Here is a 23782-nt window from a genome sequence, read left to right as displayed (position 1 = left end):
GTATTGCGTAAGAAATGGTCTGTCTGTCTCCTGTGGGCAAATTTTGTATTGGCGGTTCTGCTGTTCAGCCTGGCCGGGCCCGCGAGGGCGGATGCTTATCAACTGGTCAGTAAAACCGGCAGCGATGAGATCATTACGCAGGGGGCGGTCCTGCAAACGGTCAGGATGAGTACCGTAGAAGGGCCGCTTAATGTTTACATGCTAAAAGCCGATCTCAGTGATCCTTACCTGAAAATAGACACAATCATCGGCAGTGACGGCACCCTCAACAGCAACCAGGCCGTAACTGAAATGGCCAAGCGTACCTGGGCGGTGGCTGCCATCAACGGTGATTTCTTTCAAATTAACGAAAGCGGCCGGACTATCGGGCTTGCCTACCAGGGCGGGCACCTGGTGGAAAGCCCCGCCCAGCGCACCGATATGTATGGTTTCGGCCTTACCACGGATAAAACACCTCTGCTCGAGATTTTTGGCTTCAGCGGGCAGGTAACGGCCGGCAACGGCAAAAGCTTTCCCCTGTCAGGTATTAACAAGCCCAGCTACCTGGTGATGAGTGAAGCTACTTCAGATACTGACGCCCTTACCCTGTATAATTCACTGTGGGGCACCACCAGCCGGGGCAAGCTGCCCAATCTGACCGGAGTGGTCGAAGTTGTGGTCAAAAACGGTGTGGTCCAGCAGGTTTTGACCGACCAGCCCGGCGTGCCGATCCCCGCGGACGGCTATATCCTGAAAGGGCACGGCCTGGCGGCCAAGTTTATTAAGGAGAACCTACCGAAAGGCGCAAAAGTTACCTTTACCTACTCGGTCCAGCCCCAGGGCGATAAGCTGTTTGCGGCAGTGGGCGGGCAGGCGCTGCTGGTTGAGGACGGCCACCTGCCGGCCTACTTTACCCAGAATATCACCGGCAGGCACGCCCGTACGGCTGTGGGTATCTCCCGGGACGGGAAAACGCTTTACCTCGTTGCTGTTGAAAAACAGACAGCGGACGGTACTGTGATGAGTATCGGCATGACCCAGGAGGAACTGGCCGACTTTCTGATTTCGGCCGGGGTCTGGCGGGCGGTTAACCTTGACGGCGGCGGCTCGACGACTATGGCCGCCCGCCATTTGGGCGAATTCAGCGTGTCCCTGATCAACCGGCCGCAGGGCATGTCCCAGCGGCGGGTGCCCGACGCCATAGGGATTTTTTCCACCGCGCCGCAGGGTAAGCTGAGCGGCTTGCAGGTCAGCGGCCCGTCTGTGGTGCTGATAGGCAGGAGCGGCGAGTTTGGGGTCAAGGGATATGACGAGTATTACAACCCGGTAAACATTGATCCCGGTGAAGTGGAGTGGTCTGCCAAACCTGAGGACGGGAGCTTCCGGGGCAGTGTTTTCACACCGTCTGAAGGCGGCACCTTCACCATCCGGGCGGAACTGGGCAAAGCCAGCGGCACAGCCACACTGCGGGTAATCGGCCCCGAATCTATTTCACAACTGGTGGTAAGCCCCGCCCAAATTAACCTTGAGCCTGGGCAGTCGGTCCAGTTATCGCTGCAGGTGAAAACATACACCGGGGAATCATTCGACCTGCTGCCCGGCGACGTGGACTGGACCGTCGACAGCTCTTTGGGGAGTGTTGCGGCGGGAAAATTCACGGCAGTCAATAATACTGTCTCGGGAGTGTTAAAAGCGGACTTCCATGGCGTTACCGCCACAGTTCCGGTAACAGTAAAACCGTCCTGGGTTGACCTGCAGGTTTCTCCCAAAAAAGATTCCGATATATCCCTGGATGGCTGGATTACGATTAATTTCCCGGCCGGCAGCCTGTCCGAGAAGACCACTATCAGGTTGGCCTACGCGCCGGCCCCGACAGACCTAGCCGCCGGGCTTAGTGTGCTGGGCACCTGCACGGTCAACCCGCTGCAGGGGGATACCACGCTTGAGGGGGCCTGGGACCTGGACTGGCAGTACAGCAAGGACGTGATTACCAGCCGCCCGGCCATCCTTCTGTGGGATACTGCGACGCAACAGTGGCGGGAGCAGCCCGCTGAAATTGAAGGTGACGGGGAGATCAGGACCATTTCCGCCAGGCTGTGGAGTTTCGGCGGACTGATCCTGGTAGAAGACAGCCGCAAGGCGCCGTCCTTTAAGGATACCAAGGGCCACTGGGCCAGCCAGGCCATCAGCAGGCTTGCCCTGAGCGGGGTGGCCAAGGGTTTCCCGGATGGTACTTTCGGGCCCGGCCAGCCGATAACCAGGGCGCAATTTGTGTCCCTCCTGGCCGCGGCGCTGCAGTGGCCGGCTCCGGAAAACCAGCCTTCATTTAAGGATGCCGTACCCCAGTGGGCACAGCCTGCTATCGCGGCGGCGGTGTCGCGGGGAGTGGTCACCGGCTACCCCGATGGAACTTTCCTGCCTGACGCCAGGGTAACCAGGAGTGAGATGGCTGTAATGATCAACCGTGCGCTTAATATAGGCGAAGCAGAGGAAGCATCATACAAAGACTCCGATTTAATCCCCGCTTTCGCCCTTGATGCTGTGGACAGTGTTACCGAGGCAGGCATACTGCAGGGCAGCAACGGCTACTTCAGGCCCGGCGACGGGGCGACCCGCGCCGAAACCGCCGTCGCCATAGACCGTGTGATCAAATGGTGGGCCGCCCAGTAAGAAGCGTCGCTCTGCTTCCCCTCTCCCCTCAAGTTGGAAAGAATTTTTTAACGGCGGCAGGAAGTTGATATATTGTGTAGAATAAGGAAGTATAATACAAAGAATATAAAACCCAGCAGGTGCCCGCGAGGGAGAATAGGGAATCAGGTGTAAGACCTGAGCGGTCCCGCCACTGTAAACGCTAGCCATACCGCTTTTTTGCCACTGGTTTTGCCGGGAAGGCGCGATATGGTGATGAACGAGAGCCAGGAGACCTGCCTGCTGGACGGAAACCCCGCGTCGAAGGGTAAGCCGGTGGATGATGGAAAAGTCCACAGCCTTAATTGGCTGTGGTTTTTTATTTAACAAAAACATTAATATGAAAGGGGTTTTAAAATGCTGCTGAAAAAAACAATCGGTGAGATAAGGGACCTGGATCAAGAAGCGATGAACCAGGCACAAAAACGCCTTGACAGCCTGATCAAGCCGCCCGGAAGCCTCGGTGTGCTCGAGGACATAGTGGTACGGCTGGCTGGGATTACCGGCGACCCCAGGCCTGTGATTGGCGACAAGGCTGTGATTATCATGGCCGGGGACCACGGGGTGGTTGAGGAAGGTGTGAGCGTCGCTCCTCAGGAGATCACAGCCCAGATGCTGCCCGCGTTTCTTACGGGGGTGGCCGGCATCGGGGTGCTGGCCAAGCACGCGGGTGCGCGGGTAGTGGTAGTAGACGTGGGTGTTGTCTCCCCGGTAGATTTTCCGGGTGTGCTGCAGCGAAAAGTAAGGGCGGGCGCCGGCAACATCGCCAAAGGACCGGCCTTGTCTGTGGCTGAAGCTGTGCGGGCGCTGGAAGTTGGCATTGAAGTGGCAGTCGAAGAAATTGAGCGGGGCGCCAGCCTGCTGGCGGTCGGCGACATGGGCATTGGCAACACCACGCCGAGCAGTGCGATTTTAGCCGCTTTCGGAGGGTACAGCGCTGAAGATGTGACCGGTCGGGGGACGCTGGTCAACGACCAGGTCATGAAAACGAAGCGAGAGGTTATTGCCAGAGCCCTGGCCATAAATAAGCCTGACCCCAAGGATGGCCTGGACGTTTTGTCCAAGGTGGGCGGCCTGGAAATTGCCGGGCTGGCGGGGGTTATACTCGGTGCGGCGGCCAGGCGGGTGCCGGTTTTAATAGACGGTTTTATTACCACGGCGGCGGCCCTGGTTGCCTGCAAGCTGCAGCCCAAAGCCCGCGACTACATGTTTGCCTCTCACCTGTCGGGTGAACAGGGTCACCGGCTGATGCTCGATTTGCTGCAGCTGGTCCCTTTAATCCACTTGAACATGCGCCTAGGTGAAGGGACCGGGGCCGCCCTGACCATGCACCTGGTCGAAGCTTCAACCAAAATCCTGCACGAGATGGCCTCCTTCGACGAGGCAGGCGTCTCAGACCTGGAAGAAGACAAAATCCTGAAATAAAATGAAAGAAGGAAGCAAGGGAACGCCCGAAGCAGAGGGAAGCAGAGGGACGTTCTTTTTGCTTCCTTTTACAGTAATTGCCAGGCAACAGCAAGAACCGTCTCCGGTTTTACGGTTTGCTGGTTGACTAGCTGAGGCGGAGTTTTTCGAAGCGGTCTTTGAGGCGCTTGCTTACGTCGGGCAGGGTGGTGTACTCCATTTCGTTGAGGTGCAGCCGGTGCGGCTCGAAGGGGCCCATGCGGCGTATGTAGTTGGCGATCTCATTAGCTTTTTGCCTGGCTAAATCATAAGATGGATCGGCGAAGAAATCCTGCGGGCCGAGCAGCTTGCCGCCGCACAGCTGAAAGCCCAAAGCCGCCACCCTGGGCGGCCCGTCAAAGCGGGTCGGGTTTGACATGGCGACTGGTACGGGCATGAGCGGGCCGCTGTGCGAGCCCCGCATCCAGCCGGAAACCAGGTGGGGGTTGGCGAAAGGCTCCAGCGCCTCGCCCACAGCCGGGAAACCGCTCTGGCAGCGCACCAGCAGGACCGGGTCGTCTTTGCCCACATAGCGCCCGGCCATCAGGTTGAGGCGCTGGGTGCTGGAGGTGGCGACTATTTCGTTGGTTTCTTTTTGGAAAACTGACTTGACTACGTAACGGCCCGTCGCGCCTATGAACACCAGCATGTCATAGAGTTCTTCGGGGCAGGAAAAAGTAACTTTTTTGTTCTCAATCAGGTCGCGGATTTCAAATAAAAAACCTTTGTGCATTTTGGGGTCGATGACCAGCCCGATGGTGTTGAAAGGGTCGGCGAACATCTTGTAGAGCGGCAGGTTCCAGGCCCCGGGTTCGGTTTTGTCGGCCATGAACACGATCACAGGCTCGCTGCCGCGCTCTTCAAATTCCAGTTCGGCCACACCGGGCCCCATTCCTTTGACGTTGCCCGAAAAGGCGTCTGACAGCAGGTCCTGGCCGGCGCCGTACAATTTGAGTTTCTTGGCCACACCGGTGCAGGACAAAAACGTGTCCCAGGCCAACTGGTGTATACTGCCGTTATCCTTGCCGTTTTCATGGGTCATGATCAGGTTAATGTCATCGCCGACGTGGGTTACATGGAAGTCAATCAGAAGCGGGCTGCCTGCCAAAACACCTCTGGCGGTTTCCAGTAATTCCGGGTGTACGCTGGAGTGTCCCACAAATCCACCAACGTCCGCCTTGATGACCGATAAGGTGATTTTCTTGCCCATTATTTACCCTCCCTTAAAAGATTTGCTATAATAAACGTGCTGCTTTTACCCCTATATTCTTTAATGTGTTTTCATGAAAAACTATAATGATATACTATTCTCTATTTATAATATAATTGTGACATACTAATTGTCAATAAAGAGTGCTTGAATTAAACAAATTTCAGTGCAAGGTATATTATATTTTTGCGGGGGGTTGACATGGATATGGCCGGAAATGATACTTTCTTAAAGAAAACGCTGCTGCAGGCCGAAATCAACCGGCTCAAGCACGGGGATGCGCAGAAGGATGACCTCAGGCCTGTGCTTGATTGGGCTTTGATCGCGGGGGAGCATATGGGTCACCTGCTCGGCGCGGTGCGGGAAAACGATCTGGAAGCGGTGGAGAAAGAACTGCTGCATGTGGCGGCGCCCCTTATGGAACTGCATAATGCCCTGCAGAGGGAACAGTTGGGAAAAACAGAAAAAACATAATGAGGTGATTGTAATGGAATGGTTAATCACACTAGTGCTGAACGGTGTGGCTTTGCTGGTGGCGGATTACTTTGTGGCAGGGTTTCACATCAGCGGTTTCTTTGCCGCCCTGCTGGCCGCCCTGGTGCTGGGCCTGGTCAACACGTTTATCAGGCCGGTGCTGCTGGTGCTTACCCTGCCGGTAACCTTTTTCACCCTGGGGCTGTTTATCCTGGTGATAAATGCCCTGGCCTTTCTAATAGCGTCCTGGCTGGTGCCTGGTTTCACTGTTTACACCTTTTGGGGCGCGATGGCGGGAGCGCTGATCACAAGTATTGTCAGCTGGCTTCTGAATGGAATTTTAAGCCTTCGGGACTAGCGACGCGGGGCGGGATTCTTGAATATATCATAATTATATATAAAATATATAAAAAATATTGCAAGTTTGTAATCCAGTGATAAAATGTAAAAATAGAGATTTTACGAGTAATCTTCAGAAAAAAGGACAAAAGGAAGGAAGTTATTGGGAAGGTATTGAATTTTCGAGTTATTTAGGGAAATCCCACACAATTAATTACGCGCCTGGCTATACGGCAAAAAAATGCCGCGGGATTAAGCCGGACGAGGATGTCCGGCAGGATCCCGGGAAGACCGTCAATGAGGCCGCGTCCTTCCAAATTAAAGGGGGTATTATTTCCGATGAAGTTAGCCAACCGGGCGCTGAATATCAGTCCGTCCCCAACTTTGGCCATCGACAGTGTCGCGAAAGAGATGATAGCCAAGGGAATGAGTGTGGTGAGTTTTGCCGCCGGTGAGCCGGATTTTGACACGCCGGACCATATCAAAGAGGCCGCCGTTGCCGCTATCCGCGCGGGCAAAACCAAATACACACCTGTAGCTGGGACTTCCCAGTTGAGAGAAGTCATCTGTACCAAGCTAAAAACAGATCAGGGTCTGGATTACACGCCTGACCAGATTGTCGTTTCCGCCGGGGCCAAGCATTCCCTGTACAACGCCATGCAGGTGCTGGTACAGCCGGGCGACGAGGTTATCCTGCCGGCGCCGTACTGGGTTAGTTATCTGGAACAAATAAAGCTGGCCGGAGCGGAAGCCAGGATCGTGCCGGCCAGGGAGGAGAACGGTTTTAAGCTGACTCCCGCCGAACTGCAGGCGGCAATCAGCAACCGGACCAGGCTCCTGATCCTGAACAGCCCCAGCAACCCCACCGGCGCCGTATACACGGCCGATGAACTTGGAGCGCTGGCGGCGGTCATCGAAAAGTATGACTTTATGGTTATATCTGATGAGATTTATGAAAAGTTCATTTATAACGGCACCAAGCTGGTGAGTATAGCATCATTGTCTCCTGGTCTTAAGGAGCGCACCGTGGTTATTAACGGTGTTTCCAAGACTTACGCCATGACCGGCTGGCGGATTGGTTACGCCGCGGCGGCCAAACCTGTGGCCAAAGCCATGGGTGCTTTGCAGGGCCACTCCACTTCCAACCCGACTTCCATCGCCCAGGATGCCGCGCTGGCGGCCATTGGCGGCGATCAGGCGCCGGTTGCGCTGATGATGGCTGAGTATAGCCGGAGAAGAAACTTCATACTGGAGCGTTTAAACGCCATCCCGGGGATATCTTGCTTCAAACCCGGCGGCTCGTTTTATGTTTTTCCGAGTATTAAGCATTACGTCGGTAAGTCTTACAAAGGGAGGACTATCAGCGGCGCTACAGATCTGGCGTCCGTCCTGCTGGAAGAAGCACAGGTGGCCATAGTGCCGGGCATTGCTTTTGGAGACGATAATTATATACGCCTTTCCTACGTGTGTTCAATGGAAAAAATAGAAGACGGCCTGAACCGGATTGCCGGCCTGCTAAAGTTGATAAAATAAATTTATGGTAAAAGATAATACTAAGCAAAGGTTAATCATACAGGCGGTGGAGAATTGATTAAAAGTATGACTGGTTACGGCCGGGGAGAAGCCAGTTCGCCCGGCAAAAAGTTTAATGTGGAGCTAAAAGCGGTAAACCACCGTTTTTGTGAAGTGGTTTTGCGCATGCCCCGTTCCCTTTCCCTGTTTGAAGACCGCATTAAAAAATTAATCCAGTCGCGAATTGCGCGGGGACGGGTGGACGGCTTCCTCAGCCAGGAAGAATGCGGTGAAAAAACTGTAGCGGTTAAAGTTGACAAAGCGCTCGCCGCGGCGTATTATAGGGCAGTGAAAGACCTCCAGGAAAGTCTTGACATAGCAGGCAGCATTAAGATAAAATATCTTACCGATCTGCCTGGTGTACTGGTGGTGGAAGAGCCTGCCGAAGATCTTGAAAAGTTATGGCCGGCTATTCTTGAGGCGGTTGAGGCCGCTCTGGCCAACCTGATCCTGATGAGGGAGGCGGAAGGTGAGCAGCTGGCCACTGACCTGCGGCAAAGGATAGAGAAGTTGGCCCTGCTGAATGATCAGATCAGAGCAAGATCGCCTCTGGTGGTTGAGGAATACCGGGAAAAGCTCAGGGCGCGGCTGAATGATTTTATCAAGGACGGCAGCCTTGACCCCGAGCGCCTGGCTGCTGAAGCTGCTGTTTTTGCCGACCGCTCGAATATTACCGAAGAGACGGTGCGCCTGGACAGCCATTTGAAACAGGCAAACGCCTGCCTTAAAGAAAACCAGCCGGTTGGCAGGAAGCTGGACTTTTTAGTGCAGGAAATGAACAGGGAAATTAACACCATAGGGTCAAAAGCCAACGACCTGGAAATAAGCCGTCTTGTTGTTGAAGTGAAAAGTGAAATAGAAAAGATCAGGGAGCAGATTCAGAATCTGGAGTAAGTCCCGGGTTAAAGAAGGGAGTGCAGAAATGGAGATCAAGTTAATCAATATTGGTTTCGGCAACATTGTCTCAGCCAATCGCATTATTTCCATCGTAAGTCCGGAGTCGGCGCCTATTAAAAGGATCATCACGGAGGCCAGGGACAGGGGGATGCTTATTGACGCCACCTACGGGCGGCGTACCAGGGCTGTCATAATTACCGACAGCGACCACGTGATCCTTTCAGCTGTCCAGCCTGAAACTGTGGCCAACCGCCTGGCGTCCAAAGAGGCCTCACCCCAGGCGGAGGAGCCCGCCGATTAAGGACGGCGCGGCGGTTGTGGGCAGAAAAGGTTTACTGCTGGTTTTTTCCGGTCCTTCAGGGGCAGGGAAGGGTACCATCTGCAGGGCGCTGCTAAATGAAATTCCCTCCCTGCGCTTATCTGTTTCCGCCACGACCAGGCCGTCCAGAAGCGGTGAGATCGAGGGGAAACATTACTTTTTCCTGAAGCGGGACGTATTTAAGAAAATGATCGAAGACGGCCAGCTGCTGGAGTGGGCTGAAGTTTACGGCAACTATTACGGGACACCGCTTCAGTATGTCCAGAAAACGCTGGCCGGCGGCAACGATATAATCCTGGAAATTGACATACAGGGTGCTCTGCAGGTAAAGGAAAAATTCCCTGAAGCGGTGCTGATTTTTATTGTCCCGCCGTCAAAATCCGATCTGAAACTGCGCCTGCTCTCCCGCGGCGCCGATGCTGAGGGGGAGGTTGCCAGGCGGCTGGCCTGTGTGGCAAGTGAGATGAATTTTGCCTGGCGTTATGACTATATTATTATTAACGATGTGATTGACCGGGCGGTGAGTAATGCCGCAGCCATTATCAGGGCTGAAAAATCCAAGCCTGGTTATCTGGAGGATTTCCTGAGAAATTTTTCAGATGAAAAAACCAGTGACCGATGAACTTAGTAGGTTCGATTTCAATCGAACAAGACGCGTTAGCGCCGAGCTTGCTTGAGATTTTGGGGACATACCTCGTCAACAAAGGAATACCTAAAATAGAGATGTGTTCCCATTCCTATGATGAATAAATTCGCACCTACACTATAAGCAACCCAGGAGGTTGTTTTAAGAGCAGTCTATAAATCGGAGGGTAGCCATGATCCAACCGTCTCTTGATGAACTCATGGAAAAGGTTGACAGCAGGTATACCCTGGTGGTGGTGGCGGCCAAGCGGGCCAGGACACTTACTGACAGGGGCAATGCCAAGGAGGAAAGCGCTGTCAGAAAGCCGGTAACAACCGCCTTAATGGAAATAGCCCAGAATAAAGTAGGATATAAACGGACCAAAATTGGCATTAAATAATAAATTGGGGGAAGGCCATTGCTGGCTGGCAAAAAAATTACCGTCGGTATCACCGGCGGCATAGCCGTTTTTAAGGCCGCTCAATTGGTTAGCAATCTGAAAGCTGCCGGAGCGGAGCTTCATGTTGTCATGACCAGAGCCGCCCAGGAGTTTGTCCGGCCGCTGACCTTTCAGGTCCTCTCGGGCAATCCGGTGCGCACCGACCTTTTTGAAGGGGCGTACGGGGCGGTCCAGCACATAGAAATAGCGCAGTGGTCGGACCTGGTGGTGGTAGTCCCGGCCACGGCCAATATCCTGGGCAAGGTTGCCGGAGGCATTGCCGATGACCTTCTTTCCACTATCATTATGGCAGCCACCTGCCCGGTATTGTTTTGCCCGGCCATGAATGTCGATATGTATCAGAACCCCGTGGTCCAGCGCAACCTGGCCGGTTTACGCGGCCTCGGCTATCATTTTGTCGAGCCGGGCGTGGGCCGCCTGGCCTGCGGCACCGAGGGGCGGGGTCGGCTGGCCGATTTAGAAACCATTACCCGGGAGATCGTCTCCCTGCTGGCGCCCAACAGGGATCTGAAAGGCCTGACCGTCATGGTCACCGCCGGCCCCACAGCCGAGCCGATTGACCCGGTCCGCTACCTGACCAACCGCAGCTCCGGCAAGATGGGCTTCGCGGTGGCGGAAGCAGCCGTGCGCAGGGGCGCCAAGGTCATCTTAATCAGCGGTCCCACCGCGCTGAAGCCTCCGGCAGGGGTAGAGTTTACCGGTGTTGAAACTGCCGCTGAGATGTGCGAGGCGGTGCTGGAGCGTTTCCCCGCTGTGGACGTGGTGATCAAGTCCGCCGCCGTGGCCGACTACCGGCCTGCCAGGGCTGCCGCGCAAAAGATTAAAAAAAATACAGACAGCATGTCCATAGAGCTGGTAAAGAACCCGGACATCCTCGCCGAGCTGGGCCGCAGGAAGGAAGGCCAGGTCCTGGTCGGCTTTGCCGCGGAAACCAGTAACCTGGAAAAAAACGCCCTGCAGAAGGTAGCGGGCAAAAACCTGGATTTACTGGTGGCCAATGATGTTACCCAGCCCGGCGCCGGTTTCGGCACCGACACCAACATCGCCAAACTGGTCTACCCGGACGGCTCTATTGTACCCCTGCCGCTGATGGACAAACTGGCCCTGGCCCACCGCATCCTGGACGAGGCGCTGGCCCTGCGCGAGGGGAAAAAATAGAAGCGCTTTAATTCAACATTATAAAAATATGAGGAGATTAAAGGATTTAATAAAAGATTAGACAAAAACAATTAGACATGATTTACAGGATTTAATAAGATTAACAGGATTATAATAAATTATTGACAAAGCGTTTTACAAGGCAATCTTAAATAGTGTTACTTGATAAAGGTAATAACCTATTATTTAAATTATTAATCCTGTGAATCCCGTCTAATCCTGTTAATCCTGTCAAATTGTTTAATTTTTGTGTTTTGACAAGAATTTTATGAGCTTAGTGCCCTTGTTCATAACCGGGGCCTTTTTTGTTATAATGGGGTAAGATTTGTAAATGTTTTCATGGGAGAGTATAATGAAGCAAAACGGCCCTTACGCCGAGATAATTGTTGATCTTACCGCCCGCAGGACTGACCGTGTTTTTCACTACGCCGTCCCGGCAGACCTGAAGGACAGGGTCAAACCGGGCTCAAGGGTGCTTGTGCCTTTTGGCGGCAGGCGTTTGGCCGGCTATGTGGTAGGGTTCGGGTTTCCTGAAAGGGATGTTAAAGTCAGGGAAATAGCCGGCATTATCGATGAGGAGCCGGTGCTGACAGGCGACCTGCCCGAGATTGCCCGCTGGATGGCTGAGAGCTACCTCTGCAGCACGGCGGAGGCATTCGGCCGCATCATCGCGCCGCGGCTGGCGGTGAAAGCGACCCGTGAGGTAAAACTGCTCAGGCCTGCTTTCCCGGACGACAAACTGCAGGAGGTTCTTAGCGGTCTTAAGCACGCGCCGAAACAGGCCGCCGTGCTAAGGGAAGCTTTACGCGGTGCAGGCCTGACCAGGAAGGAACTGGCCGCGGCTGCCCAAACCTCGCCGGCGACAGTGGACGCGCTGGTTAAGGCGGGGCTGCTTGAAGCAAAAGCCGTGCCGCCGTCTGGTTTGCCGGGGGGAGGTTCTGCCGCCGGCAGTGGGATGATGCCGCTGCTCAATCCGGATCAGGACAAAGCTGTTAAAGAAATAGCACAGGCCGTGGCCGGGGGCGGATTTGGCGCTTTTCTCCTGTACGGTGTCACCGGCAGCGGCAAGACCGAGGTTTACCTGAGAGCCATTGCCTCAGCCCTGGCGGCGGGCCGGCAGGCGGTTACCCTGGTGCCTGAAATATCACTGACCCCGCAGATGATCGGGTTGTTCCGGGAGCGGTTCGGCGCCCTGGTGGCGGTGCTACATAGCGCCCTGGCCCCCGGGGAAAGATACCGGGAGTGGAGAAGAATCAAGAAGGGACAGGCCCCCGTGGTCCTGGGAACGCGATCCGCGGTGTTTGCCCCCATGCCCGGACCAGGGCTTTTTATCATTGACGAAGAACATGAGCCAACCTATAAACAAGACGACCATATTCGCTATCACGCCCGCGAGGTGGCCCTGAAACGGGCCCAGCTGGCAGGCGCGGTGGTCGTGCTGGGCAGCGCCACCCCTTCTCTGGAGTCGTGGCTGCGGGCCGGCAGGGGAGGGCCGTACCGCCTTTTGCGGCTGCCACATAGAGTAGACGAAAGGCCTCTCCCCAAAGTCTGTGTGGTTGATCTCAGGCAGGAAATGAAGGAGGGGAACCGTGGCATTTTCAGCCGCGCCCTGACCTCAGCGGTTTTTGAGCGGCTGGGCAAAGGAGAGCAAACACTTCTCTTTTTGAACAGGCGCGGTTACTCGACTATAGTTATGTGCCGCGAGTGCGGCCTGGTTTTGAAATGCGTCAGGTGCGACATCTCTCTTTCTTACCACCTGGACGGCCTGCTGCGGTGCCACTACTGCAACTACACCACAGACCTGCCGGGGCTGTGCCCCCGCTGCGCCAGCCGCTATATCCGCCATTTTGGCGCCGGCACGCAGAGAGTAGAGGAAGAGGCGCGCAGGACTTTCCCCGGCGCCCGGATTATGCGTATGGACAGCGACTCGACCTCCCGCAAGGGCTCGCATGAAAGGATATTCAGCGCCTTCCGCCAGGGTGAGGCGGACATCTTAATCGGCACCCAGATGATCGCCAAAGGTCTGGACCTGCCCGGCATAACGCTGGTGGGGGTGATCAACGCCGACACTACCCTGCACATGCCCGACTTCAGGGCGGCGGAGCGCACTTTTCAGCTTCTGACCCAGGTGGCGGGCAGGACCGGGCGGGGAGAGCTGCATGGTGAAGTGCTGGTTCAGACTTACTGCCCCGAGCATTACAGTATAACAACAGCTTCGATACACGACTGCGAAGGTTTCTACCGGAGTGAAATGCCGGTAAGGCGCGCGCTGGGCTACCCGCCGTACAGCCATTTGGCCAGACTCCTGTTCACCCACGATGATGAAGAAGAGCTCAAAAAAGGGGCCGGCCTGGCTAAAGAAATCCTTGACAAAATAGTGACAGAGCACGATGATCTTATTGATGTACTGGGGCCGGCGCCGGCGCCTTTGAGCAAGATTAAAGGGCGGTTCCGCTGGCAGTTGGTGGTGAAGGGGCCGCGGCGCAGCTTATTAAGGGATGTTATAAAAGAAAGTCTGGAAGAACTGCAAAAACTGCGCCCCGCCTTTAAGCCGGCAATTAATGTTGATATTAACCCGCAGGGGATTCTATAGAATTTTATAAAGGAGGACTTTTTTTGGCGGTTTACAAGATTGTGGAGATAGGAGACGAAATCCTTAAGGAAAAAGCTAAGGCCGTGCCGAAAATAACGCCGAATATCATTAAGCTGTTAGATAACATGGCCCAAACGTTATACAGCGCCAAGGGGGTGGGCCTGGCCGCCCCCCAGGTCGGTGTTCCCAAAAGGGTCATAGTGATTGACGCCGGTGAGGGACTGATAGAGCTGATCAACCCCGAGATTCTGAGCTCCTCCGGCAAGGATACAGACACTGAGGCCTGTCTCAGCATCCCCGGCCTGATCGGGGATGTTACCAGGGCTACCTCAATAAAAGTAAGGTATTTTGACCGCCAGGGCAAGGAGCAGCTGGCCAAGGTTAAAGGTTTTCCGGCCAGAGTGTTTCAACATGAGATTGACCACCTGGAAGGGATACTCTTTATCGACCGGGCGTCCAATGTCAGGAAACTGGAACAGAAAGAGAAATAGGGTGTAAGCATGCTGGCTATATTTATGGGCACGCCGGATTTCGCGGTGCCTTCATTTAAAGCTTTAGTAGGGGCGGGACATGAAGTGGCCGCTGTTGTTACTCAGCCTGACCGTCCCCGGGGCAGGGGTAGGAAGGAAGCGCCTCCCCCGGTCAAGGAAGCGGCGCTTTCTTTTAAAATCCCGGTTTATCAGCCTTCACGCATTAAGGATCCTGAATTTATCGCTCTGTTGGAGAGCTTGTCTCCGGATGTGATTGTGGTGGCAGCTTTCGGCCGCATCCTGCCGGCTGAAATACTGCGTATACCAAGGTACGGCTGTATCAATGTCCATGCTTCCCTGCTGCCCAAGTACCGGGGCGCCGCTCCCATCCACTGGGCGGTGATCAACGGGGAAAAGGAAACGGGGATTACCACCATGTACATGGACGAGGGGCTGGATACCGGGGACATGATCCTGCGTGAAGCTATCCCGATTAACGATAGTGACACGGTAAGCATGGTGCATGACCGTTTAGCCCGGCTGGGAGCGCAGGTGCTGGTCAAGACGCTTTCTCTGGTCGGATCAGCCAAGGCTCCCAGGGTGCGGCAGACCGGCAGCCCTACCTATGCGCCGATGATTAAGGCTGAGGATGAACAGATCCTCTGGGACAGGCCGGCGCGGGATATTTACAACCAAATCAGAGGCATGAACGCCTGGCCGGGCGCCCGTACCACCCTCTCGGGCAGGGTGCTTAAGGTATGGAGCGCGGAGCCGCTGGAGGACGGCGGGGCCTCCGGCCTGCCAGGTCAGGTGCTGCCTGGCGGCGGCGACGGTATCATTGTCAAAACCGGCGGCGGCCGGCTCAAAATAACCGAGCTGCAGCTGCAGGGCGCCAAAAAAATGAACGCGGCGGACTTCCTAAGAGGCACCCCCGTCCCCCCCGGCACAATACTGGGCGAAACCAAAACGAGTAATTAGGAAGCGTAAGCATAAATGTCTTAGGACGTAAGGCGTATGGCGTAGGCATATATGGTCGTAAGCTATAGGCCGTAAGACGTAGGTGTGCAAGAAGTTATCATAAGATAAAGACCTAAAAGGAATGCAGGATATACTTACGGCCTACAGCCTACGGCCTACGACCAAATTGGAATGCAGGATATACCAACGACCAACCACCAACGGCCAACGTCCAACATGTGAGGCGAGACTACGTGATTGTCAGAAATTTTTTACCGGTGCGCAAGCGGCTTTTTATCGGGCTCTTAGGTATCAGTGTCCTGTTTGCCGGCCTGCTGCTTACGGGGATATGGTACCTGGCGCTGAACCCGGACAGGACAATTTATGACCAGGTGCTCCTGATCGCCCTGGCCGGTATGCTGGTCGGCGGTATGGTAATAGCCGCTTTCGGTATAGGCGGCATTGTCCTGACCATAATCTATGCTAAAGACATTTCAGCCCTGCACGGGCCGATGCGGGTGGCGGTAAACCTTTTCTTCCCTCTCGTCCTGGTCATGGGCAGGATTTTTCATATAGACATCGATAAGATCAAGAGCTCTTTTGTTGAAGTGAATAATGACCTTGTTAAGTCACGGGAACTGAAATTGGCGCCGGCTCAGATACTCCTGCTGGCGCCGCACTGCCTGCAAAACAGCGAGTGCCCTTATAAAATCACCATAAACATAGATAACTGTCACCGCTGCGGCAGCTGCCCGGTCAACGACCTGCTGAACCTGAGGGACGCCTACGGGATCAAAGTGGGTATGGCCACGGGCGGCACCCTGGCCCGTCGATTTGTGCAGGAATACCGCCCCCGCGCCATCGTCGCCATCGCCTGTGAGCGCGACCTGACCAGCGGCATCATGGACACAAACCCGCTCCCGGTGTTGGGGGTCACCAATGAGCGCCCCTTTGGTCCTTGCTTCAACACCCAGATCAAAATACCGAAAGTGGAAGAGGCGGTCCGTTACTTTTTATATGAGAAAAGCAGTGTAGCAGACGCAGACCAGGTTTTGCCTGATCTTAGACTACAGTAAAAAAAACAAGGGCGGCCTGGTTTTAAACACGGGCTAAATGTGGATAATAATTGTAGTGTTCCGGAAAGGGTGGGCTTGTTGCCTCAGTTGTCAGCCAGAGAAATGGCTCTGGAAGTCCTTAAGGCAGTTGAAGAGGAAGGCGCCTACGCCAACCTGGCCTTGAATTACATCCTGGAAAAAAACCGGCCCGGTAAACTTGACCGGGCTTTTGCCACTGAATTGGCATACGGTGTCCTGCGTTCACTAAACACCCTGGACTGGGTCCTGGGACAGTTTATTAAACGACCTTTAAGCTCCCAGACTCCGGCTGTAAGAAACATTCTCCGGCTTGGCGTCTACCAGCTGATGTTTATGGACAGGGTCCCCGCGTCCGCCGCCTGCAACGAAGGTGCTAAAATGGCGCGCAGGTACGGGCACGCGGGAGCAGTGAAATTTGTCAACGGTGTCCTGCGCAATATATCCCGCCGCAAGGCCGGGATTGCCTACCCGCCGCTGGCTGAAAACCCGGCCAGGCACATAACTTTAAAGTATTCCCACCCGCTCTGGCTGGTGGAGCGGTGGCTGGAGGAATTCGGCGCTGAAGATACCATCTCCTTATGCCAGGCCAACAATAAGCCGGCGCCCAACACGGTACGCGCCAATACTCTACGGGTTACCAGGCGGGAACTGGCGGAAAGCCTCCAAGAGGAAGGCCTGACTGTAAGAGAGACGGCATTGGCGCCGGAGGGTTTGAAAATAGAAGGTTTTTTCTCGGTTGGCTCACTGGCCTCGTTTAAGCAGGGTTTGTTCCAGGTGCAGGACGAAAGCTCCATGCTGGCAGGCCGGGCGCTGGCTCCCGCGCCCGGGTCAGCGGTGCTTGACGCCTGCGGCGCTCCCGGCGGTAAGACTACACACCTGGCCCAGTTAATGGGGAATCGGGGCGAGATCCTGGCGGTGGATGTCCACCCGCACAAGCTGGAACTGATCAGGGAGAACAGCGACCGCCTGGGGATTGCCATTATTAAGACAATGGCCGGTGATGCCAGGAAACTGCATGAAGGGTTTACAAATTACGCTGATTTTGTCCTGGTTGACGCCCCTTGCTCCGGGCTTGGTGTCCTGAGGCGCCGTCCGGACGCCCGCTGGCGCAAAGAAGCGGGCCAAATAGCGGAACTGGTTGTCCTGCAGGCTGAAATTTTGGACGCTGCCGCCCGCTGCGTCAAGCCGTGCGGGGTGCTGGTGTACAGTACCTGTACCATTACCCGTGAAGAAAACCTGGGGCAGGTCGAAAGCTTTCTGTCCAGACACCCTGACTTCAAACTTGACGACCTGACAGGGCTCCTGCCCGGCGAACTTGACTATGACAGCAGCCTGAGCCGGGGCTATGTGCAGATACTGCCCGGCTGGCACGAGATGGACGGGTTTTTCATCGCCAGGATGAGAAAAAAAGGGATTGCCTTCGCTGATGGAGAATAAAGAAAAACAAAAGTTAAACTTAAAAGACCTGAGCCTGGCCCAGATTGAAAGCTTTGTCACTGGCCTGGGAGCCGAAAAATACCGCGCCAGGCAGGTGGCGGAGTGGATCTTTGGCAAGGGCGCCGTTTCATTCCAGGAGATGACCAACCTGGCCGTTGATTTCAGGGATAAGCTGGCTTCCGGCGCCAGGGTGAGCAGCCTGTCGATAGCCGCCAAAGTGCAGTCCCAAAGGGGAGACACTGTCAAGTATCTCTTTGCCCTGGAAGACGGGCAAGCGGTGGAAAGTGTTTTAATGAAGCATGACTACGGCAACTCCGCCTGTGTGTCAACCCAGGTGGGCTGCCGTTATGCCTGTCGGCTTTGCGCTTCAGGGCTGGGCGGTTTTAAGCGCAACCTGAGCGCCGGGGAGATTTACGACCAGGTCCTTGCTATGCAGCAGGACAGCGGAGCCAGGGTCAGCCATGTCGTGCTTATGGGTTCCGGCGAGCCGCTCGAAAACTACGACGCGGTAATGACCTTTATTAGAAACGTTTCAGCGCCTTATGGCTTAAACATAGGAGGCCGCCATATTACCATATCGACCTGCGGCCTTGTGCCGGGCATCAGGAGGCTGGCCGCGGAGTCTCTCCAGCTTACACTGGCGGTTTCACTGCACGCGCCTAACGATAAGGACCGGGATTTGCTGATGCCGGTCAACAAGAAGTACCCTTTAAAGGAATTAATCCCAGCCTGCCGTGATTATGCCCGCGCGACCGGCAGGCGAGTGACATTTGAATATGCTCTGGTCGCGGGAGTTAATGACAGCGCCAGGCACGCGCAGGAACTGGCGCGGCTTTTAGCCGGCGTGCTGTGCCATGTGAACCTGATCCCGGTTAACCCGGTCCCTGAGAGGGGTTTGGAGCCACCCGCCAGGCGGCAGGTGGAATTGTTCAAATCTATTGCCGAGCAGGGCGGCCTTACAGTTACCGTCAGAAAAGAATTTGGCGCCGATATCGGCGCCGCCTGCGGCCAGCTGAGACGCAGAGTTTTGGGAAATGAGAAGTGAGACGTGGGAGTGAAAGATGGCATTAAGGGTCTAAAACCCACAAGAGGAATGTATGATATTCTTAGGTCCGGCGTCTGACGGCCGACATCCGAAATTGTAGGTGCTAATTTATTCGCAGATGCGACCAGGCAAGATCATGTTCATATAATGGATGGGTGGGAAGCCCACCTGACAAAGAATGAGACAAGAGAACCGTCCCCTTGTCTCATCACCCTTGTCTCACGGCCCATGTCCCACGACTCACATCTCAAACCGGAGGTGATAGGAATGCGCATGTTTTCGGGGTTGGAAGGAAGCCTGGAGAAATATATAGAAGGTTTTTTCAAAGACAGTTTCGGGGGGCGCATTCAGCCCGCGGATATAGCCAAGAAGATCGCCAGGGAGATGCGCGACGGCAAGCGGGTAAGTATCAGCAATATATACGTGCCCAATGAATATGAGGTGCGCCTCAACCCTTCGGACTATGAGAACATTGCCACTTTTTCCACCTTGCTTTCTCAGGAGCTGCAGGAATATGTGCGGCAGAAAGCAAACGAAAAGAAATATACCCTGACTGGAGCCCCGGTGGTAACGTTTGCCAAGGATGAGGAAGTGACTCCCGGCCATATGAGGTTGGATTCGGAGTTCAGCGAGGCACCGCCGGAAGAGAAGAAAAAGGCTGCACCAAGAGAAACTCTTGAACATACACAGCGCTTTACCCCTGTCAAAGAGGGGGGGCGGCCGGAAACTGCTTCCCTGGTTTTCGCCAGGCTTGAGGTGAACTCCGGTCCTGACCGGGGTAAAGTGTTTAATTTAAGCGGTGTTTCAATGATGATCGGGCGCCGTAATGACTGCGACATAGTGCTGACAGATGACAGCGTTTCGCGTCACCACGCCCGCCTGGAGCTGCACCGGGGCAGTTACACAATCTTTGACCTGGGCAGCACTAACGGTGTTAAAGTCAACGGTGTCAAAGTAGCGTCCAGGGTGCTTGAACCTGAAGATATAGTAAGCATAGGCGCCACATTGTGCGCATTTAAGGTGGAATAAGTTTGTTTGCAATTTTACTGGCTGTATTGAGGTATGTCTTTCTGATATTCTTGTTTCTTTTTATTTTTGGGCTGGTTAGATGGATGATTAACGACCTCAGGAGCGAAGCACGTTCCTCCGTCCTGACGCCGGAACAGCCGCATGATAAGAAGAGAGCAGAAGAGAAATACGGCGGCAGGATGATCGTAACTGAAAGCCCCTTGCCGGAGCTGATCCCCGGGGTTTCTTTCGGTATCGGGCGGGAAATGGTAATTGGCCGCGGCAGCGTCAGCGATGTGGTTATCAAAGATTCATTTACTTCAACCAGGCATGCCCGGGTATTTGTAAAAGACGGGCAGTACTGGCTGGAAGATTTGGGCAGTACCAACGGTACTTATTTAAACGGGGTGCAGCTGAAAAAGCCGGTTGTGCTCGCCGACGGGGACGGCATAAAGGTGGGCGGCGTCACTTTTCAATTTGCGAGGTGGGGGGCATGAAGTGGTCTTACACAACTGATACAGGATTGGTCAGGTCTTTAAATGAAGACAGCCTGTGCCTTTCGCCTGAAACAGGATTTTTTGCCGTGGCCGACGGTATGGGCGGCCATAAGGCAGGGGAAGTCGCCAGCAGGACGGCGCTTCAGATCATTAAGCGTGAATTGGACAGGCGGCTTGGACTTGGTGTGAAACCCGCAGACGCCCTGGTTGAAGCAATTAAGGAAGCCAACAGAACAATATACGAGATGGCTGCCCAGAATGCTGACTGGGCTGGTATGGGCACAACAATAACAGCATGCCTGAAAAATAAGAATCACGTTTTAATCGGCCAGGTGGGCGACAGCAGGGCATACCTGCTGCGGGGGAGTGAGATTGCCAGGCTGACCGAGGACCATTCGCTGGTGCAGCAGATGGTAAAAAACGGCGGCATTACCGAGGAGCAGGCTTTTAAGCACCCGCAGCGCAATGTTCTGACCAGGGCGCTCGGCACAGCGACTTCTCTAGAGGTTGACCTGTACAAGGTTAAAGTGAAGCCTCGTGAAATGCTCCTGATCTGTACTGACGGCCTGACCGGTTACCTGCGCCAGGAGGAGCTTTCTGAAATTATCACCACCGCGCCGGACCTTGACACCGCAGTGGACAGGCTGCTGAAAAAAGCCATCCAGTCCGGCGGCGCTGATAATATAACAATTATTCTGGTGGAGTTTTAGTTAAAGAATAAAAACAAATCCTGTTAATCGTATTATTAATCCTGTTAATCCTGTCAAATTGTTTTAGTTTTTCTCCAAAATAGTTCCTTCCTTCGTATATATTCTTAATGGAGGGCTTTAAGCACATGGCGTCTTCCGCAATCAATAAACTGGCCGGCAGCCGCGCCACTGAGCGCAACCTGCTCCTGCTGGCGGCGCCTTACACTTTGGCCGGCATGCTGGCGCTTTATCTTGGTTCGCAGCGGGCGGGCTACCAGTCGCTTATATTGGGACCGGCTGCAGTTGCCGCTTTTTTCCTGGTCCATTTGTATTGGAAGAAGGTTGGCTACAAGGGGGATAGTTATTTATTACCCATCACGGCTGTCCTTTCCGCTACCAGCCTGGTTGTTTTGTACAGGCTGAACCCGGCCTACGGGATGCGCCAGTTTATCTGGATCCTGATCGGGCTGGGCGTGCTTCTGCTGACATCGCGCCTGCTGGTTGATTTCCGTTTTCTGGGTGATTATAAATATATATACGCCCTGGCAGGTCTTATCGCCCTGATCCTGCCGATATTTTTCGGGCAGGAACATGGCGGGGCCAAAAGCTGGCTGGATTTCGGCCTGTTTCAGTTCCAGTCCTCCGAGTTTGTGAAAATACTGGTGGTGCTTTTTCTGGCCAGTTTCCTGACCGAGAATAAAGCTGTTTTATCAGCCGGGACAAGGAGCCTTGGCTGGCTGTCCATTCCCGGGCCGCAGGAGTGGGTGCCGCTGGTGGCCATGTGGGGGGTGTCTCTGCTGCTCCTGGTCTTTCAGAGGGACCTCGGCACCGCTTTAATTTATTTCGGCACCTTCCTGGCCATGGTATATGTCGCCACCGCCCGTGTTTCATACGTTGTTTTTGGGCTGGGGCTTTTTACGGCCGGAGCGGCGGCGAGCTATCAGCTGTTCGGGCATGTGCGGTCCAGAGTGGCGATCTGGCTGAACCCCTGGCCGTATGCCGACACCGCCGGGTACCAGCTGATCCAGTCCTATTTTGCCATCGGCTCGGGCGGGGTGCTGGGTACCAGCCTGGGTCAGGGATACCCTGACTTTATTCCCCTGGTGCACTCTGACTTTATTTTTTCAGCCATTTGTGAAGAACTGGGGCTGCTGGGCGGTGCGGCGATCATAGTGCTGTTTATGTTTTATGTTTTCCGGGGCATCAAAATTTCCATGAACACTAAAGATGAATTTGCCGCCCTTGCCGCTTCGGGCTTTACCGCGCTTTTAGGGCTGCAGGCGTTTATCATTATTGCCGGGGTGACCGGCCTGCTGCCTTTAACAGGCGTCACCCTGCCATATGTCAGTTACGGCGGCAGTTCGCTGGTGGCTAACTTTATTCTGATGGGACTTCTGCTAAATATCTCCCACGAGGCTGCAGCGGACTTATGAAAAACAACATTTTAAAACTGGGAATTCTAATGCTTGGGCTGTTTGCGATCCTGGTTGTATACCTTTCGTACCTCCAGGTAATCAGAGGGCCCTCTATCGCGGCCAGCCCCTATAATCACCGTTTTCAGGAATATGAGGCACAGGTACAGCGCGGCACGATTTACGATGCCAGAGGCACTGTCCTGGCCAGGACTGAATTCACTGACGGCAAAGGCAAGCGTGTTTATCCGGAGGGGCGTAACACTGCTCATTTGCTGGGGTATATCTCGGAAATGTATGGACGGGCCGGCCTTGAATCCGCCTATGACCGCTACCTGCTGGGCAGGGAAGGGGCCGACCGGATCAGGAACTATGTCAATAAGATCCTCGACAGGCAGCAGTCCGGCGGGGATATGGTCCTGACCCTGGACGCCGGCCTGCAGGAGCTGGCTGTGGACCTGCTGGGCGGCCGGCGGGGAGCGGTAGTCCTTCTCGACCCCAGGTCGGGGGCGGTGCGGGCCATGGCTACAAGCCCCAGCTTTGACCCTAACAAACTGGACACTATCTGGAACAGCCTGGTTGCGGATGAGGATTCACCGCTGCTGAACCGTGCCACACAGGGGGCTTACCCGCCGGGATCGACTTTTAAGGTGGTGACCGCCGCCGGCGCTCTGGCTGAAAAGCCGGACCTTGCCGCAAAAACGTTTAACTGCCCCGGCTTCATTGAAGTTAACGGGTACAAGCTGATGGATACAGACGCGCATGGCGATGTAGACCTTAAAAAAGCGCTTGCCGTTTCCTGCAACACTACTTTTGCCCAACTGGGCGTAGGTCTGGGCCCGGAAGGTTTTGAGCGGGCTTGCAAGGCTTTTGGTTTGACCCAGGACCCCGGCCTGGGGCTGCCGGCGCGGGCGGGCACAATGGCTTCAGTTGACAAGCTGCACCCGGCCGAGTTGGCCAGCAGCGCCATCGGTCAGGGCGAGGTCCTGGTGAGCCCGCTGCAGATGGCCCTGGTGGCCGCAGCGATAGCGAACAAAGGTGTGATCATGCGGCCTTACCTGGTGGATAATGTTAAGGACTCAATGGGTGAGGTGATCCTGCAAACAGCGGGACGCAAATGGCTGACCGCCACCACCCCGCAAATTGCCGCGACCATTAAAGAAGGAATGCTTGAAGCGGTGCGTTACGGCACTGCCACAGCTGCTGCCGTGTCCGGAACGCAGGTTGCCGGGAAGACCGGCTCGGCACAGAACCCGCACGGTGAGACGCATGCCTGGTTTATAGGGTTTGCGCCGGCCAGCCAGCCGACTCTGGCGGTGGCGGTAATCGTGGAAAACTCGGGCTCCGGCGGCGCGGTCGCCGCCCCTATAGCGAGCCGCCTGATAGCCGCGGCAACCGCCAAAGGATACTGATTGG

22 protein-coding genes and 1 riboswitch are annotated in these 23782 nt (G+C 54.9%); of the genes, 21 read left to right on the top strand and 1 reads right to left on the bottom strand.

Features of this window, described 5'->3' with window-relative positions:
* Nucleotides 1-3: 3 nt before the first annotated feature.
* Both Pmgp_RS11380 and cobT read left to right on the top strand, forming a co-directional pair.
* The gene (locus tag Pmgp_RS11380) at nucleotides 4-2649 is read left to right on the top strand and encodes an S-layer homology domain-containing protein (RefSeq protein WP_192902905.1); all 2646 of its coding nucleotides are present in this window, start codon (nucleotides 4-6) and stop codon (nucleotides 2647-2649) included.
* A 100-nt stretch (nucleotides 2650-2749) separates the two neighbouring features.
* Nucleotides 2750-2925: riboswitch (cobalamin riboswitch) on the top strand.
* 99 nt (nucleotides 2926-3024) lie between these two features.
* A complete protein-coding gene (cobT, locus tag Pmgp_RS11375) occupies nucleotides 3025-4092 on the top strand; it encodes a nicotinate-nucleotide--dimethylbenzimidazole phosphoribosyltransferase (protein WP_134214101.1) in 1068 nt (355 codons plus the stop codon).
* A 127-nt stretch (nucleotides 4093-4219) separates the two neighbouring features.
* Here the strand turns inward: cobT and fbp are convergent, their stop codons facing one another.
* The gene (gene fbp / locus Pmgp_RS11370) at nucleotides 4220-5320 is read right to left on the bottom strand and encodes a fructose-1,6-bisphosphate aldolase/phosphatase (RefSeq protein ID WP_134214100.1); all 1101 of its coding nucleotides are present in this window, start codon (nucleotides 5318-5320) and stop codon (nucleotides 4220-4222) included.
* Nucleotides 5321-5527: 207 nt separating this feature from the next.
* Here fbp and Pmgp_RS11365 point away from each other — a divergent pair, with 207 nt between their 5' ends.
* The 19 genes from Pmgp_RS11365 (at nucleotide 5528) to Pmgp_RS11275 (ending at nucleotide 23778) form a co-directional block, all read left to right on the top strand.
* Complete coding sequence (locus Pmgp_RS11365; protein ID WP_134214115.1) at nucleotides 5528-5794, top strand: hypothetical protein; 267 nt, start codon at nucleotides 5528-5530, stop codon at nucleotides 5792-5794.
* A 13-nt stretch (nucleotides 5795-5807) separates the two neighbouring features.
* Entirely contained in the window at nucleotides 5808-6152 is a 345-nt protein-coding gene (locus tag Pmgp_RS11360; protein WP_134214099.1) for a phage holin family protein, read from the top strand.
* 320 nt (nucleotides 6153-6472) lie between these two features.
* Nucleotides 6473-7666 carry a pyridoxal phosphate-dependent aminotransferase gene (locus tag Pmgp_RS11355; RefSeq protein ID WP_134214098.1) on the top strand — a complete coding sequence of 398 codons (1194 nt, stop codon included), beginning with the start codon at nucleotides 6473-6475 and terminating at the stop codon, nucleotides 7664-7666.
* Nucleotides 7667-7720: 54 nt separating this feature from the next.
* Nucleotides 7721-8599: a YicC/YloC family endoribonuclease gene (locus Pmgp_RS11350; RefSeq protein ID WP_134214097.1), complete on the top strand. Its 879-nt coding sequence runs from the start codon at nucleotides 7721-7723 to the stop codon at nucleotides 8597-8599.
* Between the two features lie 28 nt (nucleotides 8600-8627).
* Nucleotides 8628-8903: an extracellular matrix/biofilm regulator RemA gene (gene remA / locus Pmgp_RS11345; RefSeq protein WP_134214096.1), complete on the top strand. Its 276-nt coding sequence runs from the start codon at nucleotides 8628-8630 to the stop codon at nucleotides 8901-8903.
* A 16-nt stretch (nucleotides 8904-8919) separates the two neighbouring features.
* The gene (gene gmk, locus Pmgp_RS11340; protein ID WP_134214095.1) at nucleotides 8920-9543 is read left to right on the top strand and encodes a guanylate kinase; all 624 of its coding nucleotides are present in this window, start codon (nucleotides 8920-8922) and stop codon (nucleotides 9541-9543) included.
* Nucleotides 9544-9739: 196 nt separating this feature from the next.
* The gene (gene rpoZ / locus Pmgp_RS11335; protein WP_134214094.1) at nucleotides 9740-9946 is read left to right on the top strand and encodes a DNA-directed RNA polymerase subunit omega; all 207 of its coding nucleotides are present in this window, start codon (nucleotides 9740-9742) and stop codon (nucleotides 9944-9946) included.
* Between the two features lie 18 nt (nucleotides 9947-9964).
* The gene (gene coaBC / locus Pmgp_RS11330; protein WP_134214093.1) at nucleotides 9965-11164 is read left to right on the top strand and encodes a bifunctional phosphopantothenoylcysteine decarboxylase/phosphopantothenate--cysteine ligase CoaBC; all 1200 of its coding nucleotides are present in this window, start codon (nucleotides 9965-9967) and stop codon (nucleotides 11162-11164) included.
* Between the two features lie 352 nt (nucleotides 11165-11516).
* On the top strand, nucleotides 11517-13757 hold the full coding sequence (gene priA, locus Pmgp_RS11325; RefSeq protein WP_134214092.1) for a replication restart helicase PriA: 2241 nt from the start codon (nucleotides 11517-11519) through the stop codon (nucleotides 13755-13757).
* Between the two features lie 23 nt (nucleotides 13758-13780).
* Nucleotides 13781-14248 (top strand): peptide deformylase, encoded by a 468-nt coding sequence (def, locus tag Pmgp_RS11320; RefSeq protein WP_134214091.1) that lies wholly within the window; start codon nucleotides 13781-13783, stop codon nucleotides 14246-14248.
* A gap of 9 nt (nucleotides 14249-14257) precedes the next feature.
* Complete coding sequence (gene fmt, locus Pmgp_RS11315; protein WP_134214090.1) at nucleotides 14258-15205, top strand: methionyl-tRNA formyltransferase; 948 nt, start codon at nucleotides 14258-14260, stop codon at nucleotides 15203-15205.
* 233 nt (nucleotides 15206-15438) lie between these two features.
* The gene (locus tag Pmgp_RS11310) at nucleotides 15439-16260 is read left to right on the top strand and encodes a DUF116 domain-containing protein (RefSeq protein ID WP_134214114.1); all 822 of its coding nucleotides are present in this window, start codon (nucleotides 15439-15441) and stop codon (nucleotides 16258-16260) included.
* Between the two features lie 78 nt (nucleotides 16261-16338).
* Nucleotides 16339-17715 carry a 16S rRNA (cytosine(967)-C(5))-methyltransferase RsmB gene (gene rsmB / locus Pmgp_RS11305; RefSeq protein WP_134214113.1) on the top strand — a complete coding sequence of 459 codons (1377 nt, stop codon included), beginning with the start codon at nucleotides 16339-16341 and terminating at the stop codon, nucleotides 17713-17715.
* Nucleotides 17705-18760, top strand: coding sequence for a dual-specificity RNA methyltransferase RlmN (rlmN, locus tag Pmgp_RS11300; RefSeq protein WP_134214112.1), 1056 nt, complete (start codon nucleotides 17705-17707; stop codon nucleotides 18758-18760). The genes rsmB and rlmN overlap by 11 nt, the downstream gene beginning before the upstream one ends.
* 267 nt (nucleotides 18761-19027) lie before the next feature.
* Complete coding sequence (locus Pmgp_RS11295; protein WP_134214089.1) at nucleotides 19028-19789, top strand: FHA domain-containing protein; 762 nt, start codon at nucleotides 19028-19030, stop codon at nucleotides 19787-19789.
* 2 nt (nucleotides 19790-19791) lie between these two features.
* Nucleotides 19792-20265: an FHA domain-containing protein gene (locus tag Pmgp_RS11290; protein WP_134214088.1), complete on the top strand. Its 474-nt coding sequence runs from the start codon at nucleotides 19792-19794 to the stop codon at nucleotides 20263-20265.
* Nucleotides 20262-20975 (top strand): Stp1/IreP family PP2C-type Ser/Thr phosphatase, encoded by a 714-nt coding sequence (locus tag Pmgp_RS11285; protein ID WP_134214087.1) that lies wholly within the window; start codon nucleotides 20262-20264, stop codon nucleotides 20973-20975. Before Pmgp_RS11290 ends, Pmgp_RS11285 begins: the two co-directional genes overlap by 4 nt.
* Nucleotides 20976-21100: 125 nt before the next feature.
* Entirely contained in the window at nucleotides 21101-22387 is a 1287-nt protein-coding gene (locus Pmgp_RS11280; protein ID WP_243119818.1) for an FtsW/RodA/SpoVE family cell cycle protein, read from the top strand.
* The gene (locus Pmgp_RS11275) at nucleotides 22384-23778 is read left to right on the top strand and encodes a peptidoglycan D,D-transpeptidase FtsI family protein (protein ID WP_134214085.1); all 1395 of its coding nucleotides are present in this window, start codon (nucleotides 22384-22386) and stop codon (nucleotides 23776-23778) included. The genes Pmgp_RS11280 and Pmgp_RS11275 overlap by 4 nt, the downstream gene beginning before the upstream one ends.
* Nucleotides 23779-23782: the final 4 nt, after the last annotated feature.

This window comes from Pelotomaculum propionicicum, assembly GCF_004369225.1.
Lineage (GTDB): Bacteria > Bacillota > Desulfotomaculia > Desulfotomaculales > Pelotomaculaceae > Pelotomaculum_B > Pelotomaculum_B propionicicum.
Note: the sequence above shows the minus strand (reverse complement) of the source record. Positions and strands in the feature narration are given on the sequence as shown.

Bases quoted from the DNA above. Each gene is read 5' to 3' on its own strand.
- Pmgp_RS11285 (WP_134214087.1), top strand. From the start codon at position 20,262: ATGAAGTGGTCTTACACAACTGATACAGGATTGGTCAGGTCTTTAAAT.
- Pmgp_RS11360 (WP_134214099.1), top strand. From the start codon at position 5,808: ATGGAATGGTTAATCACACTAGTGCTGAACGGTGTGGCTTTGCTGGTG.
- Pmgp_RS11275 (WP_134214085.1), top strand. From the start codon at position 22,384: ATGAAAAACAACATTTTAAAACTGGGAATTCTAATGCTTGGGCTGTTT.
- priA (WP_134214092.1), top strand. From the start codon at position 11,517: ATGAAGCAAAACGGCCCTTACGCCGAGATAATTGTTGATCTTACCGCC.
- rpoZ (WP_134214094.1), top strand. From the start codon at position 9,740: ATGATCCAACCGTCTCTTGATGAACTCATGGAAAAGGTTGACAGCAGG.
- fmt (WP_134214090.1), top strand. From the start codon at position 14,258: ATGCTGGCTATATTTATGGGCACGCCGGATTTCGCGGTGCCTTCATTT.
- fbp (WP_134214100.1), bottom strand. From the start codon at position 5,320: ATGGGCAAGAAAATCACCTTATCGGTCATCAAGGCGGACGTTGGTGGA.
- remA (WP_134214096.1), top strand. From the start codon at position 8,628: ATGGAGATCAAGTTAATCAATATTGGTTTCGGCAACATTGTCTCAGCC.
- Pmgp_RS11280 (WP_243119818.1), top strand. From the start codon at position 21,101: ATGGCGTCTTCCGCAATCAATAAACTGGCCGGCAGCCGCGCCACTGAG.
- Pmgp_RS11365 (WP_134214115.1), top strand. From the start codon at position 5,528: ATGGCCGGAAATGATACTTTCTTAAAGAAAACGCTGCTGCAGGCCGAA.
- Pmgp_RS11355 (WP_134214098.1), top strand. From the start codon at position 6,473: ATGAAGTTAGCCAACCGGGCGCTGAATATCAGTCCGTCCCCAACTTTG.
- Pmgp_RS11295 (WP_134214089.1), top strand. From the start codon at position 19,028: ATGCGCATGTTTTCGGGGTTGGAAGGAAGCCTGGAGAAATATATAGAA.
- rlmN (WP_134214112.1), top strand. From the start codon at position 17,705: ATGGAGAATAAAGAAAAACAAAAGTTAAACTTAAAAGACCTGAGCCTG.
- cobT (WP_134214101.1), top strand. From the start codon at position 3,025: ATGCTGCTGAAAAAAACAATCGGTGAGATAAGGGACCTGGATCAAGAA.